This window comes from Pseudoclavibacter sp. RFBA6, assembly GCF_002931575.1.
GTDB classification, from domain to species: Bacteria; Actinomycetota; Actinomycetes; order Actinomycetales; family Microbacteriaceae; genus Pseudoclavibacter; species Pseudoclavibacter terrae.
Genome location: NZ_PSUA01000007.1, coordinates 1 through 15,595 on the forward strand (window position 1 = coordinate 1; position 15,595 = coordinate 15,595).

Below are 15,595 nucleotides of genomic sequence, written 5' to 3' on the forward strand. Positions count from 1 at the left end.
GGATGCGCCAAGACAGCCTCGCAAGAGCCCGCCGACCGGCATCCATCCCACGAGCTGGCCACCCGCCAGTTGGTCGTGCTACGAGCAGGCCGCGGCGCGTGAGGAGGGGGGGTGCGCTCAGGCGAGCGGGGCACGAGGAGCTAGTGTCCGAGGTTCGCCTTGAGCACGGAGATGGCGACGCCGATGAGGGCGAGGCCGATGCCGGCGGCGAAGGTGCGGAACGAGGGCCGCTCGCCGCGGATGCGCTGCACCGTGAAGCCCATGGCGGCGAGCCGCACGATGATGACGATCTCGGCGACGAGCTGCGCCGTCTCGCCGTCGATGACGCCGAGTGCGGCCACTCCGAGGATCGCGGCCGGGATGGACGCAGCCGACGCGATCGGCACCGCATCCCGCAGCTCGTGCAGGAACTCGATGTGCGCTGCGCGCTCGCGGCGGTCGCCGGCCTTGGCCCTCGTGGAGTGGCCCACCGCGTCGGCGATGAGGTGCGCGAGGAGCGTCGTGCCGCCCGTCGCGAGGATCACGACCGCACCCTCGCCGGGTTCCTCGCCCGCGTGCACGAGTCCCAGGAGCGTCGCGAGGATGATGATGTTGCCGTACACGTAGGCCGTGAGGCGGCTGGCGGCGCGCGCACGCGGCAGATCGTCCTTGCGGCGCAGGATCGCGGTGGTCATGACGACAGACGCTAGCCCCGCTGCGGCCTAAACTGGGGGAGCCGCGACCGCCGTCGGCAGGAAAGGACGCCTCGTGTCGGAACGTGCAGCGCCAGAGAAGCTCGACATCGCCGTCATCGCGGGCGACGGGATCGGCCCGGAGGTCACCGCGCAGGCGCAGCGTGCCCTGCAGGCTGCGCTGCCAGAGGGCGTCGAGCTGACGCTCACCGAGTACCCGTTCGGCGCGGCCCGCTACCTGGAGACCGGCGAGATCATCTCGGATGCGGAGCTGCACGCGCTCGCGCAGCACGACGGCATCCTCCTCGGTGCCGTGGGCGGCGACCCGGCCGACGAGCGGCTGGCCGGGGGCATCATCGAGCGCGGCCTGCTGCTCAAGCTGCGCTTCGCGTTCGACCACTACATCAACCTGCGCCCTGGCGCGATCTCGCCCGGTGTGAAGACCCCGCTGAGCGACCCCGGCGAGGTCGACTTCGTCGTCGTGCGCGAGGGCACGGAGGGGCCGTACGTCGGCAACGGCGGCGTCGTCCGCGTGGGAACCCCGCAGGAGATCGCAACCGAGGTCTCCGTGAACACGGCCTACGGCGTCGAGCGCACCGTCCGCTACGCGTTCGAGAAGGCGAAGTCCCGCCCGCGCAAGCACCTCACGCTCGTGCACAAGAAGAACGTGCTCGTCAACGCGGGCGTGCTCTGGCAGCGCGTCGTCGACCGCGTCTCCGCCGACTACCCTGACGTCGCCGTCGAGTACCTGCACGTCGACGCTGCTACGATTTTCTTCGTCACGAACCCGTCGCGGTTCGACGTGATCGTCACCGATAACCTGTTCGGTGACATCGTGACCGACCTTGCCGCAGCCATCACCGGCGGCATCGGGCTGGCGGCCTCGGGCAACATCAATCCCGACGGCGAGTTCCCCAGCATGTTCGAGCCCGTCCACGGCTCGGCACCAGACATCGCGGGCCTCGGCAAAGCCGACCCGACGGCGGCGATCCTCTCCGTCGTTCTGCTGCTCGAGCACTTCGGACTCATCGACGCAGCCGCAGCCCTCGAGGCAGCCTGCCGCGCCGACCTCGCCTCGCGAGGCGGGGCATCCAGGAGCACGTCCGAGATCGGCGACGCCATCATCTCCCGACTGACCGCGCAAGGAACCAACGCATGAGCGACACCAGCAGCACCCACCCAGGCACGACGACCCAGGCCGGACGCACCGAGGGTGCGTCCCTCGAGTTCTCGATCGAACGCAACCCGGCCCCCGCATCCGCCGAGGTGCGGGATGCGGTGCTCGCCGACCCCGGGTTCGGCAAGCACTTCACCGACCACATGGTGATCATCGACTGGACCGTCGCCGACGGCTGGCACGACGCCCGCGTCGTGCCGTACGGGCCGCTGCAGGTCGACCCATCCTCGGCGGTGTTCCACTACGGCCAGGAGATCTTCGAGGGCCTCAAGGCGTACCGCCACGGCGGGGGAGAGGTGTTCGGGTTCCGGCCAGAGCGCAACGCGCAGCGCCTGCAGAACTCGGCGAAGCGCCTCGCGCTGCCAGAGCTGCCCGAGGAGCTCTTCCTCGAGTCGGTGCGCCAGCTCGTGCAGATCGACGAGCAGTGGGTTCCGGCGGCCGGCGAGGGCAAGACGCTGTACCTGCGCCCGTTCATGATCGCGTTCGAGAACTTCCTCGGCGTGCGGGCGGCGCAGACGGTGCGCTACATGGTCATCGCCTGCCCTGCTGGCTCGTACTTCTCCGACCCGACGCGCCCCGTCGACATCTGGCTCTCGCAGGAGTACTCGCGCGCCGGCGCCGGCGGCACGGGTGCGGCGAAGTGCGGCGGCAACTACGCGTCGTCGCTGCTCCCGCAGGAGGAGGCGTACGCGAACGGCTGCGAGCAGGTGCTGTTCCTCGACTCGTCCGAGAACAGGTACCTCGAGGAGCTCGGGGGCATGAACATCGTGCTCATCAAGTCCGACGGCACGATCCTGACCCCGCTGAGCGACTCCATCCTCCCCGGCATCACGCGCGACAGCGTGCTCGAGCTGTGCGAGCGGGCGGGTCGCAGGATCGAGCACCGGCGCATCACGATCGACGAGTGGCGCGAGGGCGTCGCCGACGGGTCGATCGTCGAGGCGTTCGCGTGCGGCACCGCGGCAGTCATCTCGCCCATCGGCAAGGTCAAGTCGCCCGACTTCACGATCGAGAACCCGGCGGTCACGGCGGACTCGGTGAGCATGCGCATCCGGGCCGAGCTGACGGGCATCCAGAACGGCGAGCTGCCCGACCTCATGGGCTGGACGCAGCGCCTGGCGTAGCGGCATCGTTCACATGGTCTACGGGTGGGCTGCCCGCAAGGGCGCCGAGTATCAGGAGCGGGCCATGGCTGCGCCGTCGAGGCGCGGCTTCGTGCTCCTGGCGGTCCTCGAGCTCGTCCTGGCGACCGCGTTCGCGGTGTTCCTCGCGCTCGCCGAGTTCTGGCTGGGACCTGTGGTGCTCGTGGTCGCCGCCCTCGCCGGGTGGGCGACCACGAGGCACCTCGTGCGCGCCCCGGGATGGCTGCGGCGGGCTGCTGTTATCTCGGCGGTGCTCGGGATGCTCGCGCTCGGCGTGTTCGCGAGCCCAGTCGCCGCGATGGGGCTGGTCGCGCTCTTCGCCTACGCCGGAGGCTGGTTCCTGACGTTCGCCGTGGCCCCCTCGCGCGCAGTCCGCTGGCGAGAGGTGACGCAGCGCCGCCGCTAGCTCTTGTAGTGCAACGCCATGTAGGAGCCGCGGAGCAGCTGCACCTCCAGCACCAGCTGGCGGAACGTCCACGCGCGAGGCGGACGGCACGTGATGAGCGACATGGGGCCGTCACGCAGGTCGAGCAGCTCGACGCCCTCGATCTTCAGCGCGGTCTCGGGGCGGGCACGGGCGAGCAGGGCTCGCACGCCGTCCTCGTGCATGCCGGCGTCTCGGGGCGCGTCGAATTCGAACGTCAGCTCGTGGATGTCGACGAACAGCGAGTCGGTGTCGTCGAGCTCGTCACGTCGGCCGTCCTCGCGCTGCTCTTCGCGGTACACGTAGCCGAGCACGTCGTCGCCGGCGGGCATCGCCACGATGAGGCCAGCGGGTGGCTGCAGCTGCGGGCGCAGAGAGCGGCACACGTGCGCGAAGGCGAGGTCCTCAACGTCCAGGACGTCGACGGTGACGTCGACGGCGTTGCCTCGTTCGATCTCGACGCCGTTCGGGAGGGTCACGGAGGTGCGCATGCGCCAAGTCTGGCAGAGCGGACGGCCCGCAGGGGCCGCCCGCGCAGCTCAGTCGCGCATCCCACCGCTCGGGCTGAGCCGCCTGGCCGCGCCCGCGAGCCACAGCTGCACGCCCTCGGCCATGACGCGGGGGTCGAGGCCCGTGATGCTCGCGATCTGCTCGAGCCGGTAGCGCACCGTGTTGCGGTGCGTGCCGAGCTCCTCCGCGACCTGCGCGATCTGGCCGGAGTGCGAGAAGTACGCGTCGAGGGTCGCGAGCAGCGTGGAGCCGTGCTCGGTGTCGTGCGTCTCGAGCGGGCCGAGCACCTCCGCGGCAAGCTCGAGCACGGGCACGTCGCGGCTCGCGAGCAGCAGCGACGAGATGGAGAGGCGGGCCGAGGTGGCGACGTCGACGTCCTGCGGAGCGCCCTGAAGGGCATCCCGGGCTTCGAAGTAGCTCCAGCGCAGCGCGAGCGACGTCGGGTACAGGTCGCCGATGCCGACCCTGGCCGCGATGCCCGCCGACCGCGCCAGGCCGATGAGTGCCTCGGCTGCCGCGGGCATGCGGGTCCGCTCGGGCACGATCACCACGAGGCGGCCGTCGAACACCGCGGAGACCGACGACTGCAGCTCGGCGGGCAGGGGGAGCGCGGTGAGCTCCGCGGTCCGCCGCTCGTCGGTCTCGGCGACGAGGACGCGCGCGGCCTGCCCTGTCGCGACGCCGAGCGCGGTCAGTCGCCGCTCGGCGTCCTCGACCGAGAACTTCCCCTGCACCAGGTCGTGCAGCACGAGACCAGATGCGTCGCGGGCCGCCCGCACGCGGCGCGCGTCCTGCATGAGCTGCAGGCTCAGCAGGGAGCGCGCGTAGTTCACGAGCCCCTCGTTGATGCGCGGGCTCGTGATGTGGAGCGTCGCACCGGCAGACTGGCCAGTGGAGATGGGGAGCGCATCCCAGCTGCTCACGGCCTCATCCTGCACGTCGAGGCTCCCAGCCAGGAGCTCACCGAGGCGCGTGACGGCGACGTGCGATTTCGTGAGCCTCCCGAGGCGCGCGGCGAGCCCGGTGACGCCGCCATCGGAGAGCAGCGCGGTGACGAGCTGCTGCTGCTGACGATGCTCACCCTCGAGGCGCGAGTGCTGCGCGTCGGTGCTCGCCTGCGTGACGATCTTGGTGAGGGCCGCGAACGGCGTCTCGTAGGCCACCTCGAACAGGGGGAGGCCAGCCTGCTCGGCTGCGGCGACGAGGGCTTCCGGCACGCTCTCGTGCGTGAAGCCGGTGCCGACGCCGAGCGCCACGGTGTCGGCGGCGACGAGCGAGTCCACGAACGAGCGGTACGCGCGCGTGCCGCGCAGGCGCATCCCCGTCGTCAGCACCAGCTGGCCTCCCGTGAGGAACGGCTGCGGGTTGAGCAGCTCGGTCGTCGCGACCCACTCGATGCCCGCCCGCCTCCGCGTGGGGGCGCCGGTGAGCAGGGTCAGGCCGAGGGAGCGGTCCGCGAGAAGCGTGTCGACGGTGGCAAGCATGCCCCGATTGTAGGCACGCTTAGACGGATGCACAGCCGCGGTAGGACGGGTCGTGCGCGTGCCCATTCGTAGCGGAGGGGAGAACCGCGTAGCCTTCAAGCCATACCAAGAGGTCGAACCCCGAGGAAGGGAAGCATCGTGACGGAGTTCCGCATTGCCCAGGAGCGCAAGCTCGAAGGCGCCATTCCAGGCCCCAAGTCCCAGGCCCTGACAGCCCGTCGTGAGGCGAGCGTCTCCGCATCGCTCGTTCCCGCAGTCCCCGTGTACGCGGCTGACGTCGATGGCGCCATCATCCGCGACGTCGACGGCAACCAGTTCGTCGACTTCGGCGCGGGCATCGCCGTCACCAACGTCGGCGCATCCCACCCCCGCGTCGTCGCCGCCGTGCAGGAAGCCGCGTCGCACTTCACGCACACCGCCTTCGGCATCACCCCGTACGAGGGCTACGTCGCCGTCACCGAGAAGCTCATCGAGATCACGCCAGGCGACCACGCCAAGAAGGCCGTCCTCCTGAACTCGGGTGCGGAAGCCGTCGAGAACGCGGTCAAGATCGCCCGCCACTCGACCGGCCGCAACGCCGTCATCGCGTTCGACCACTCCTTCCACGGCCGCACGAACCTCACGATGGCCCTCACCGCGAAGAACATCCCGTACAAGGACGGCTTCGGACCCTTCGCGCCAGAGGTCTACCGCGCGCCCATGAGCTACCCGTACCGTGACGGCCTGACCGGCGCAGAGGCGGCGGCTCGCACGATCGACGTCATCGAGAAGCAGGTCGGCGGCAAGAACGTCGCGGCCATCATCATCGAGCCCATCCAGGGCGAGGGTGGCTTCATCGTCCCCGCCGAGGGCTTCCTCCCCGCACTCGTCGAGTGGGCGAAGGCCAACGGCGTCGTCTTCATCGCCGACGAGGTGCAGGCCGGCATGTGCCGCACGGGCGCCTGGTTCGCCTCCGAGCACGAGGAGATCGTGCCCGACCTCGTCACGATCGCCAAGGGCGTCGCAGGCGGCATGCCGCTCTCGGCCGTCGTCGGCCGCGCCGAGATCATGGACAGCGTGCACGTCGGCGGACTCGGCGGCACCTACACGGGCAACCCGGTCGCCACTGCCGCCGCGCTCGCAACGATCAGCATCATGGAGGACGAGCAGCTCGCCGCCCGCGCCCTCGAGATCGAGACCATCGTGAAGACGCGCTTCGAGGCGCTCAGCGCCGAGCTCGGCGAGAACACGATCATCGGCGAGGTCCGCGGACGCGGTGCCATGCTGGCGTTCGAGTTCGTCGAGGCCGGCACGGCGACGACCACGAAGAAGCCGCACCCGGCAGCCGTGAAGGCGATCGTCGCCGACGCGCTCAGCCAGGGCGTCGTGCTCCTCTCCTGCGGCACCTACGGCAACGTCGTGCGCCTCCTCCCGCCGCTCACCATCACGGACGAGCTGCTGAACGACGGCCTCGACGTGCTCGAAGCCGCCATCCGCGCGCAGGCGTAAGCCGCTCGCGCCCGCCACGGGCGCGCACCAGACCGCCGGGCGAGAGCCTCGGCACCAGAATCTCGACGCCCCGGCACATTCCGCGCCGCCGGGGCGTCGAGGTGTCTCCGCGCTCGCCCGGCGACTGCGCTCACCTGAATTGGCCGCTTTGGCCGCAGACATAGGGGGAGTGCAGGTTCGTTTCGAAACGAACCTGCACTTCCCGTATGTCTGCGCTGTCGCCGTCGCAGCAGGAGCCGTCGCCGTCGCCGTCGCAGCGCGCGGCGGGTCAGGCGGCGGGGGCCCGCTTGGCCGCGCGCTGCGACTTGATGGTCTTGTAGGCGTTCTGTCCAGCGATGAAGAGCAGGTAGCCGCCGAAGAGGATGCTGCCGACCCACGGGTCGATGAGCACGGCGCACCACACGCCGAGGAGGCTCGTGAGGGCGGCCGTGAGGCCGATCGCGGCGGCCGCCTTGAGGTCGACGTTGCCGCGGCGGGAGTTGCCGATGGTGCCCGTGATGGTGGTCGGGATCATGACGAGCAGGCTCGTCCCCTTCGCTTCGAGGTCGCTCGATCCGAAGAGCAGCATGAGGGCCGGCACGAGGATGACGCCGCCGCCGACGCCGATGAGTCCGGAGATGATGCCGGTGACGAGCCCGAGGGCGACGAGCATGAGCGCGGTGAGTGCGGAGATGTCGACCTCGGCGTCACGGCTCGGGACGGCGAAGAAGAGGGAGACGGCGACGCCGAGCAGGAAGACGATGAACATCCACCGCAGCACGATGAGCGGGAGCTTGTTGAGCAGCCACGAGCCGATCCAGGCGCCGGCGATGGCGCCGGCGATGAGGATGAGCCCGGCGATCCAGTTCACGGAGCCCGTCACCACGTAGCCGATGACGCCCACGATGGCCGGCGGGATGATCGCGGCCAGCGAGGTGCCGGCTGCGAGGCGCTGGTTGAAGGCGAGGAAGCCCGTGAGCGCCGGGACGATGATGGTGCCGCCGCCGACGCCGAGGAAGCCGGAGAGGAAGCCGGCCGCGAGCCCGATCGCGATGAGCGCGATCCAGTCGCGGCGGGACCTGGTGGGGGCTGGCGTGGTCATGAAGCTCCTTGGGTGCTGCGGTGCTCCGCGGCGAGGTGGGCGACGGCTTCTGCGAGGGCGCGGATGCCGAGTGCGACGTCGCCGAAGGATACCGCCTCGTCCGGGTGGTGGCTGACGCCGTCCGGGTTGCGCATGAAGAGCATGCCGACGTCGGTGATGGCACCGATCGCCATGCCGTCGTGGCCAGCCGGGCTGAAGAGGGTCGTGGGGTCGTCGACCCGCCTCGACGCCAGAGCGCCGGCACCGGCGCCGGCGCCGGCACCGGCGCCGGCACCGGCGCCGGCTGCGGAGCTGGACCCGGGGGCGAGGGTTGCGCGGATGCCCTCGCTCACGACGTCCTGCAGCAGCGGTGCGCAGAACAGGGCAGGGGCGTTGTGCACTTCGCGGGTGTGCCATCGGAGGCGCCTGCGGCCCATGATCTCGTCGAGCTCGCGGGAGATCTGGTCCCAGACCCGATCGCGTTCACCATCGAACTCACCGCGCAGGTCGAGGCTGAACCTCGCCTCACCCGGCACGACGTTCATGGCTCCGGGGAACGCCTCGAACTGGCCGACGGTGCCGATGATGTGGTGCTGCGCCGAGCAGATGCGCTCGACGGCGAGGGCGGCCTCGCTCGCGCCGAGGAGCGCGTCGCGCCGCATGTCGTACGGCGTGCCCCCTGCATGGCGGGCCTCGCCCTCGACGACGAGCTGGAAGCGGCGGGCGGAGGCGATCGACGAGACGACGGCGAGCGATTCGCCCCGCGCGTGCAGTTCCGGGCCCTGTTCGATGTGCGCCTCGAGGTAGCCCACGAGCTGGTCTGGACGGCGGGCGGCGCTGGCGACTCGACCGGGATCGAGGCCGAACTCGAGGGCGGCCTCCCGGAGGGTCGTCCCGTCGGGGTCCTCGAGCTCCCACCACGAGTCGTCCCACGTGCCGGCGACGGCGGAGGAGCCGAGGAGGGCCTTCCCGAATCGGGCGCCCTCCTCGTCGGAGAACGCGGCGACCTCGAGTCCGAACTCGAAGGGGGACTGAGCAGGCGCACCCGCATCAGCGGCCGTGCCGTCGCGGCGCTGCAGCAGTCGCACCACCTCGATGGCCATGAGCACACCGACGACCCCGTCGTAGCGGCCGGCGTTGACGACGGTGTCGAGGTGGGAGCCCAGCATGAGCACGGCGGCGTCGGGGTCGACGGCTGGGAGGAGTCCGAGCTGGTTGCCTGCGGCGTCCTGCCTGGTCTGCAGGCCGGCCTCGCGCATCCACTCGGCGGTGAGCCGGTTCACTCGTGCGTGCTCGGGGGAGAGGTGCACGCGGGTGATGGTGCCGGGTGTCGACGTGATGCGCGCGAGCTCGTCGCAGCGGGCCATGACGCGGCGGGCCGCGAGCTCGAAGGCCGCGGGTTCGAGGGCGGCCAGGCGGGCGGCCGTCACGAGGCGGATCCGAGGGGTAGGGCTGACGCGCGGAAGACATCGGCGGCGGCCTCGACGCCGCCGTCGACGGGCACCGAAGCACGGTGCCTGCGGAGGACGGCCTCGAGTGCCACGAGGGTCGTGAGCACGGTGTCCTTGCGTGCGTTGTAGCCCATCGTGCCGATGCGCCACACCTTGCCGTGCAGCGGCCCGAAGGACGTGCCGATCTCGATGCCGAAGTCGTCGAGCAGGTCAGCTCTGGCGGCGTCGCCGGGCACGGCGTCGGGGATGGCAACCGCGACGACGTTGTTCATCTTGTGTGCGACGTCGCCGAAGACCTCGAGCCCGAGCGCCTGCACGCCGGCGAGCATCGCCGCGCCCGCGACGCGGTGGCGATCGATGGCGTTGTCCAGGCCCTCGCGCAGCAGCACCGCGGCGCACTCGCGGGCCGCGTAGAGCATCGATGTCGCCTCGGTGTGGTGGTTGAGGCGGCGTGGCCCCCAGTAGTCGAGGATCATGCCGAGGTCGAAGTAGTTGGAGCGGATGAAGTCGCTCGCCGACTCGTCGCCCGCTTCGCGAATGCCCGCTTCGACGCGCGTGCGGGAGCGGATGACGTGGACGGCGCGCTCGGAGAGGGTGATGGGGGCCGAGCCGCTCGGGCCGCCGAGGCACTTCTGGAGGCCGGCCGTCGCGGCGTCGAGGCCCCATTCGTCGGCGAGGAACTCGTTGCCGGCGATCGACGCGGTGGCGTCGGCGTAGAAGAGCACTCCGTGCTTCGCGCAGATGGCGCCCACCTCGTCGAGCGGCTGGTTCATGGTCGTGGAGGTGTCGCCCTGCACGAGCGCGAGCAGGGTCGGCTTGACGCGCACGACGGCTTCCTCGATCTGCGAGACGGGCACGACCTGCCCCCACGGCACCTCGATGGTGTGCACTTCGGCGAGGGCACGCTCGGCGATCTCGGCAAGGAGGTGGCCGAAGCGCCCGAAGACGGGCACGAGCACCCGGTCTCCGGGGCGGATGAGCGACACGAGGGCCGCCTCGATGCCTGCGCGCGAGGTGCCGTCGATGAGCATCGTCGCGTCGTTGGCGGTCGACCACACCTGCCGGTACAGCTCCTGTGTCTCGTTCATGGCCTGCGTCATGAACGGGTCGTACTGCCCGACGAGGGTGCTCGACATGGCGCGCAGCACGCTCGGGTACGCGGAGATCGGGCCGGGGCCCATGAGGAGGCGGGCTGGTGGTTCGATCGGGGGAATCGCAGTCATCTGGATCATTCTTTCGTGGCTCGCTCGCCGGTCGCGGCGGGGTGGGTGGAAGTCGGGGCTGATGCGGCGGCGGATGCGAGTTGCCTGCCGAGCCGGACGAGCGCCAGGTCCGATCCGGCGCGCGAGACGAGGCACACGCCGACGGGGGCCTCGTGCCCTCCGGTCGCGGCAGGCACTCGGAGGAGTGGGACTGAGAGGGCGGGCAGTCCGGCGACCGCCGCCGGGGTCGTCATGCGGAGGGTGGCGGTGCGGGTCGCGTCGATCGAGGTCGCGTCCGCGGTGCGGTTCGGCGCGGCACCGGGGGCCGTCGGGAAGAGCAGCACGGCGTCGCCGACGAGCTGCTCGAGGCGCGCCCTGAGGGGGGCGAGGGCGTCGCGAGCCGCCTGCTCCTCCGCCGCGGTGATGCGTGCCGCGGCCGCGAAGCGCTGCGCCACCGAGGGGCCGGTGGTGCCGGGATGCTCCTCGAGCCAGCGCCGGTTGTTGCGCCAGGCCTCCGCGCCCTGCACGATGCGGAACGGCTCCTGGTATCCCGAGAGCTCGCCGATCGAGACGCGCTCGACGGGGGCATCCAGCGCGCCGTCCGTCTCGAGCCCCAGCAGGAAGGCTTCGAAGGCGGCCGCGGTCTCGGTCGAGGCCGCGGCGAGGATCTCAGTCGGGACGAGGAGGCGGGCGGGCAGGTCGTCGCCGCGCTGTCCGGCAGCGCTCGCGGTCGAGTCGGAGCTCTCGTACGACAGGCACCAGTCGGCGACGCCCTGCAGCGTCTCGCCGTCCCGCGTGAGCCAGCCGACGGTGTCGAACGACTGCGCGAGCGGCAGCAGGCCCTGGCGTGGCACGAGGTCGTGGGTTGTGCGCAGGCCCCACAGTCCCTGGTAGGAGGCCGGGATTCTCACTGATCCGGCGGTGTCGGTGGCGAGGCCGATGTCTGCCTGGCCGGCGGCGACGGCGGATGCGGGCCCGCTCGACGAGCCGCCGGGCAGCGCGCCGGGGACGGCGGCGTTCGGCGGGGTCCCGAAGTGGGCGTTGTCTCCCGCGATCGAGTACGCGAACTCATCGGTGCGGGCGATGCCTCGCAGGGAGGCGCCGCCGCGCAGCAGGTCGCGCACGGCCGGTGCCGTCCTGGTCTCGGCCTTCGCGGAGTCGAGGTAGCTGGGGTTGCCGGCGCCGATCCGGTACCCGCGGATCGCGAAGAGATCCTTGACGGCGACCGTGAGCCCACCGAGCGGCCCCTCCCAGGCGCCTTGGAACAGCGGGTCGCCGACGGCGCGCCAGATGGAGCTGTCGAAGGCGCGCGGCCGCGGGGTCACGTGCGCGGCCGTGATGCGCCACCCCTCTGGCAGCAGCTGCCAGAGCTGCGTCTGCATCCCGCGGCCGCCTGACGCGAAGACCGATGTGGAGACGAGCAGCGCGACCCCGTCCGCCAGGGGGCGGTACTGGATGGTCTCGATGCGTCGTCTCGCGACGCCGCCGCGCTGCGAGCGGAAGTCGCTGATCTGCTCGTGGCCGACGAGCAGCCCGGCGTCGTCGCCGCGCATGGTCTCGGCGCCGGGCGCGAACCAGGCGTCGAGCTCGTCGAGGTCGTTGTCCTGCACGGCTCGCTCGTAGGCCTCGAAGGCCGCGAGGAGCTCTGCCGGCGGGGTGCCCGGCGCCGCGCTTGCGGCCTGGTCCGGGGCCGCGCCGACCTGGCGGTGCTCTGCTGCGCTCACGCGGATGCTCCTGTCTGCCGGCTGGGGCCGCTCTGCACGTCGGCGAAGTCTGCCTCGCGGATGCGGGCGTGCACGCCGCAGACGACGTCGACGACCTGGGAGATGTCGAAGTCGGCGGCCGCTGAGAGGTAGGCGTAGGCGAGGTGCTCGTCCATTCCCCACCGCGCATGCAGCAGGTCGAGGGAGGCGCGCACGCAGTTGCGCATGGCGACGTTCAGGTCGGGGTCGAGGCCGGTCGGCACGAGGTAGTCGGGGGTGCGCACGAGGGGCCCGGTCAGCTCGCCGAACGCTTCGCGCGCATCCGCCGCCGGTACGAGGTCGAAGGTGAGGGTGGCGCGCAGCGAGGCCTCGAGTGCGGTGAGCGCGACCTCGCCGTCGCCCTGCGCGAAGTGCGGGTCGCCGACGTAGGCGAGGGCGCCCGCGACCTGGACGGGGAGGTAGAGCACGCTGCCCTCGGTGAGCAGCTTGATGTCGATGTTGCCACCGTGCGGGCCGGGAGGCACCGAGTGCAGGCGTCCTCCCTCTGCTGGGGCGACGCCCATCGTGCCGAGGAACGGGGCGAGCGGGAACGCCACGTGCCGCTCACCGCCCTCGGTGAGCGGCATCGTCCCGACGAGGGTGCCGTCGCGCTCCTCGACGGGGGTGAAGACGCTCACGGTCGTGCCGCTCCTCGGCAGCACGCCTGGCAGGGCGCCCTTGCCGTGGCGGTTGGAGACCACGCCGTATGGCACGCGCGGCTCCAGCTTCACGACCGTGATCCTCAGCAGATCGCCCGGCAGGGCGCCCTCGATCTCGATCGGGCCCGTCACGACGTGCGGTCCGTCCTGTGCGGCATCGCGCGCGGAGTCGCGCGCGATCTCGATGGCGTCGAGCAGCACGGCGTCGGCCTGCACGCCGTGCGCTCCGAAGAACCGGGCCGGGTCCTGTCCCTGGTCGGGGAGCAGGCCCTCGTGGCTCACGGTGTCGACGACGACGGTGGCGCCGGGCTCGATCGTGAGCACCGGGGCGTCGTCGCGCGCGGGGAGCCGGCCCCAGAGGGACGTCGCCCGCCCAGAGGGCAGATAGGTCACGCCGTCCGGCAGGGCGGTGCCCGGTTGCAGGATCGGTGTCCGAGCGAAGGCGGGGGTGTTCGAGCTGACGCCGAACCGGTTCGCGATCGCCCGGGGGTCGGTGATGCTCGACGTCGTCATGCTGCCTGCTCCTCGTCGAGATCCAACCCGGCAGATGCCGGTTCTGCGAGCACCTCGCGTCCGCGGCGCGAGCTGAGCCCCCTCGCGCGAGTGTAGATCTCGTCGCCGTGCAGGTAGGTCGCGGTGATGGCGCCGTGCATCCGCTGCCCGTGCCACGGGCTGATCTTGGTGCGGTACTCGAGCGCGCTCTCCTCGAGCGTGTGCTCGAGCTCCGGCTCGAAGACGGCGAAGTGCGCGGGCGCGCCCGGTGCGATGCGGCCCCGGTCGCCCAGGCGGACGAGTGCGGCGGGCCCCGTCGTGAAGAGCGGGAGGATGGCATCGAGCGGGATGCCGCGCCGCCGCGCCTCGGTCCAGACGGCGGTGAGCCCCGTCTGCAGACCCGCGATGCCGCCCCACGCCGTGCCGAGGTCGGGGCCGGCCTTGAGCTCGAGCGTCGCGGGGGAGTGGTCGCTCACGATGGCGTCGATCGTGCCGTCGAGGACGCCGTCCCAGAGCGCGTCCTGGTTGGCGGTGTCGCGGATGGGCGGGCAGCACTTGAAGCGCCCGTCGCCGTCCGGCACCTCCTCGGCGCGGAGGCTCAGGTAATGGGGGCAGGTCTCGATCGTGATGCGCACCCCCTCGGCCTTCGCGGCGCGGATGACGTCGAGCGCCTCGGCTGCCGAGACGTGCACGATGTGCGCGCGGGCGCCCGTGCGCCTCGCCGCCTCGACCACGGCGCGGATCGCCTCGACCTCAGCGGCGGGGGGCCTGGTGGCGACGAAGTCGGTGAAGACGGGGCCGGATGCCTCGCCGAGGTGGTCGTCGAGCTCGGCGTGGGCGATCAGGAGGCCGTCGACCTCGGCGAGCTCGGTGAGCGCCAGCTCGAGGTCGCCGATCGACAGCGGGTCGAACTCGTCGATGCCGCTCGGCGCGAGGAAGCACTTCACGCCGACGGCCCCGGCTGCGAGGAGCGGCTGCAGGGCGCTGAGATTCTGCGGCACCGCACCGCCCCAGTAGGCGAGGTCGACCGCGAGCTGGCCCGCCGCCGCGGTCCGCTTCGCCTCGAGGGCCTCGACGGTGGTCGTCACGGGCAGTGAGTTGAGGGGCATGTCGACGACGGTCGTGACCCCGCCGGCCGCGGCCGCGGCCGTACCGGTCGCGAAGCCCTCCCAGTGCGTGCGGCCGGGCTCGTTGAGGTGCACGTGCGTGTCGACGAGGCCGGGGAGGAGCACCTGGGCCGTCGACAGGACGACGTCGGCTGAGGCGTCGAAGCGCTCGATGCCCGTGATGACCCCGTCCTCGAAGCGGACCGTGGCGGGGGAGAACGCGCCGTCGATGAAGGCGCGCTCGGCGGCGATCCTCACGCGATCGCCGCCGCTCGGACTCGGGCCCGCGATGGCCTCGCGTACTCGTCGCGCTTGCTCGTGCCGACGCCCATGCGCGACATCGCGGCGACGAGCCCGACCGAGGCGGTGACGCCGTCGACGACCGGCACCCCGACTCGCGCGGAGAGCCGGGCGCATAGGTCGGCCATGCCGGCGCATCCGAGCACCACCGCGTCCGCGCCGTCCTCGCGGACCACTCGCTCGCACCACGCGGCGATGTCCTCGAAGGCCGCGGACCCCGTCTCCTCGAGGGCCAGCACGGGAATGCCCGTGCCGTACGCCGCGACGCAGGCCCGCTCGAAGCCGTACCGCAGCACGAGGTCGTCGGCGCGTCCCAGGGTGCGGGAGAGGGTGGTCACGATGCCGAACGTGCGGCCCGTGAGCGCAGCGACGTGCATGGCCGCCTCGGCGATGCCGATGACGGGCACATCGACGAGCTCGCGGGCGGCGTCGAGCCCAGGGTCTCCGAAGCAGGCGATGACGTAGCCGTCGCTCCCGCCGGCCTCGAGGTCCCGTTCGATGAGGTCGACGACGACGGATGCCGCTCGCACCTCGTCGAAGTGGCTCTCGACAGCCTCGGGTCCGTCACCGGGGGGCGGGCACAGGGCGACGATCTTGACGCCAGGGCCAGCGACCTCCCTGGCAGCGGCTTCGACCTTCCGTGTCATCGCCACGGAGGTGTTCGGGTTGATGAGTGTGATGCGCACG

General features: G+C 71.6%; 14 protein-coding genes. 4 read left to right on the forward strand and 10 right to left on the reverse strand.

Going from position 1 to position 15,595, the window contains the following annotated elements; genetic code table 11:
* Positions 1-140 precede the first annotated feature (140 nt).
* Entirely contained in the window at positions 141-674 is a 534-nt protein-coding gene (locus tag C5C17_RS05355) for a hypothetical protein (protein WP_104252361.1), read from the reverse strand.
* 73 nt (positions 675-747) lie between these two features.
* On the opposite strand from C5C17_RS05355, the gene C5C17_RS05360 reads away from it, so the two are divergent.
* The 3 genes from C5C17_RS05360 to C5C17_RS05370 all read left to right on the forward strand — a co-directional run bounded on the left by C5C17_RS05360 (position 748) and on the right by C5C17_RS05370 (position 3,396).
* Positions 748-1,830 (forward strand): 3-isopropylmalate dehydrogenase, encoded by a 1,083-nt coding sequence (locus C5C17_RS05360; protein ID WP_104252362.1) that lies wholly within the window; start codon positions 748-750, stop codon positions 1,828-1,830.
* Positions 1,827-2,972 (forward strand): branched-chain amino acid aminotransferase, encoded by a 1,146-nt coding sequence (locus C5C17_RS05365; protein ID WP_104252363.1) that lies wholly within the window; start codon positions 1,827-1,829, stop codon positions 2,970-2,972. The genes C5C17_RS05360 and C5C17_RS05365 overlap by 4 nt, the downstream gene beginning before the upstream one ends.
* 64 nt (positions 2,973-3,036) lie before the next feature.
* Positions 3,037-3,396, forward strand: coding sequence for a hypothetical protein (locus C5C17_RS05370; protein WP_104252364.1), 360 nt, complete (start codon positions 3,037-3,039; stop codon positions 3,394-3,396).
* Here the strand turns inward: C5C17_RS05370 and C5C17_RS05375 are convergent.
* Positions 3,393-3,905, reverse strand: coding sequence for a hypothetical protein (locus C5C17_RS05375; RefSeq protein ID WP_104252365.1), 513 nt, complete (start codon positions 3,903-3,905; stop codon positions 3,393-3,395). The genes C5C17_RS05370 and C5C17_RS05375 overlap by 4 nt on opposite strands.
* A 48-nt stretch (positions 3,906-3,953) precedes the next feature.
* Complete coding sequence (locus C5C17_RS05380; RefSeq protein WP_181028496.1) at positions 3,954-5,408, reverse strand: PucR family transcriptional regulator; 1,455 nt, start codon at positions 5,406-5,408, stop codon at positions 3,954-3,956.
* A 138-nt stretch (positions 5,409-5,546) separates the two neighbouring features.
* On the opposite strand from C5C17_RS05380, the gene gabT reads away from it, so the two are divergent.
* On the forward strand, positions 5,547-6,896 hold the full coding sequence (gene gabT, locus C5C17_RS05385; protein WP_104252367.1) for a 4-aminobutyrate--2-oxoglutarate transaminase: 1,350 nt from the start codon (positions 5,547-5,549) through the stop codon (positions 6,894-6,896).
* 268 nt (positions 6,897-7,164) lie between these two features.
* On the opposite strand, the gene C5C17_RS05390 is transcribed toward gabT, so the two are convergent.
* From C5C17_RS05390 to C5C17_RS18755, 7 genes are read right to left on the reverse strand one after another with little or no spacing between them, the layout of a single operon-like run.
* Entirely contained in the window at positions 7,165-7,977 is an 813-nt protein-coding gene (locus C5C17_RS05390; RefSeq protein ID WP_104252368.1) for a sulfite exporter TauE/SafE family protein, read from the reverse strand.
* Positions 7,974-9,386: a Zn-dependent hydrolase gene (locus tag C5C17_RS05395; RefSeq protein WP_258065972.1), complete on the reverse strand. Its 1,413-nt coding sequence runs from the start codon at positions 9,384-9,386 to the stop codon at positions 7,974-7,976. Before C5C17_RS05395 ends, C5C17_RS05390 begins: the two co-directional genes overlap by 4 nt.
* Positions 9,383-10,630 carry an alanine--glyoxylate aminotransferase family protein gene (locus C5C17_RS05400; RefSeq protein WP_104252428.1) on the reverse strand — a complete coding sequence of 416 codons (1,248 nt, stop codon included), beginning with the start codon at positions 10,628-10,630 and terminating at the stop codon, positions 9,383-9,385. The genes C5C17_RS05395 and C5C17_RS05400 overlap by 4 nt, the downstream gene beginning before the upstream one ends.
* A gap of 5 nt (positions 10,631-10,635) precedes the next feature.
* Positions 10,636-12,333 (reverse strand): AtzH-like domain-containing protein, encoded by a 1,698-nt coding sequence (locus tag C5C17_RS05405; RefSeq protein WP_104252369.1) that lies wholly within the window; start codon positions 12,331-12,333, stop codon positions 10,636-10,638.
* Complete coding sequence (locus C5C17_RS05410; protein WP_104252370.1) at positions 12,330-13,523, reverse strand: acetamidase/formamidase family protein; 1,194 nt, start codon at positions 13,521-13,523, stop codon at positions 12,330-12,332. The genes C5C17_RS05405 and C5C17_RS05410 overlap by 4 nt, the downstream gene beginning before the upstream one ends.
* The gene (gene allB / locus C5C17_RS05415) at positions 13,520-14,866 is read right to left on the reverse strand and encodes an allantoinase AllB (protein WP_219820475.1); all 1,347 of its coding nucleotides are present in this window, start codon (positions 14,864-14,866) and stop codon (positions 13,520-13,522) included. Before allB ends, C5C17_RS05410 begins: the two co-directional genes overlap by 4 nt.
* Complete coding sequence (locus C5C17_RS18755; RefSeq protein ID WP_104252372.1) at positions 14,863-15,594, reverse strand: aspartate/glutamate racemase family protein; 732 nt, start codon at positions 15,592-15,594, stop codon at positions 14,863-14,865. Before C5C17_RS18755 ends, allB begins: the two co-directional genes overlap by 4 nt.
* Position 15,595: the final 1 nt, after the last annotated feature.

Coding starts and splice junctions, on each gene's coding strand:
- C5C17_RS05355 (WP_104252361.1), bottom strand. CDS start 674: ATGACCACCGCGATCCTGCGCCGCAAGGACGATCTGCCGCGTGCGCGC.
- C5C17_RS05390 (WP_104252368.1), bottom strand. CDS start 7,977: ATGACCACGCCAGCCCCCACCAGGTCCCGCCGCGACTGGATCGCGCTC.
- C5C17_RS05370 (WP_104252364.1), top strand. CDS start 3,037: ATGGCTGCGCCGTCGAGGCGCGGCTTCGTGCTCCTGGCGGTCCTCGAG.
- C5C17_RS05380 (WP_181028496.1), bottom strand. CDS start 5,408: ATGCTTGCCACCGTCGACACGCTTCTCGCGGACCGCTCCCTCGGCCTG.
- C5C17_RS05410 (WP_104252370.1), bottom strand. CDS start 13,523: ATGACGACGTCGAGCATCACCGACCCCCGGGCGATCGCGAACCGGTTC.
- C5C17_RS05365 (WP_104252363.1), top strand. CDS start 1,827: ATGAGCGACACCAGCAGCACCCACCCAGGCACGACGACCCAGGCCGGA.
- C5C17_RS05400 (WP_104252428.1), bottom strand. CDS start 10,630: ATGACTGCGATTCCCCCGATCGAACCACCAGCCCGCCTCCTCATGGGC.
- C5C17_RS05375 (WP_104252365.1), bottom strand. CDS start 3,905: ATGCGCACCTCCGTGACCCTCCCGAACGGCGTCGAGATCGAACGAGGC.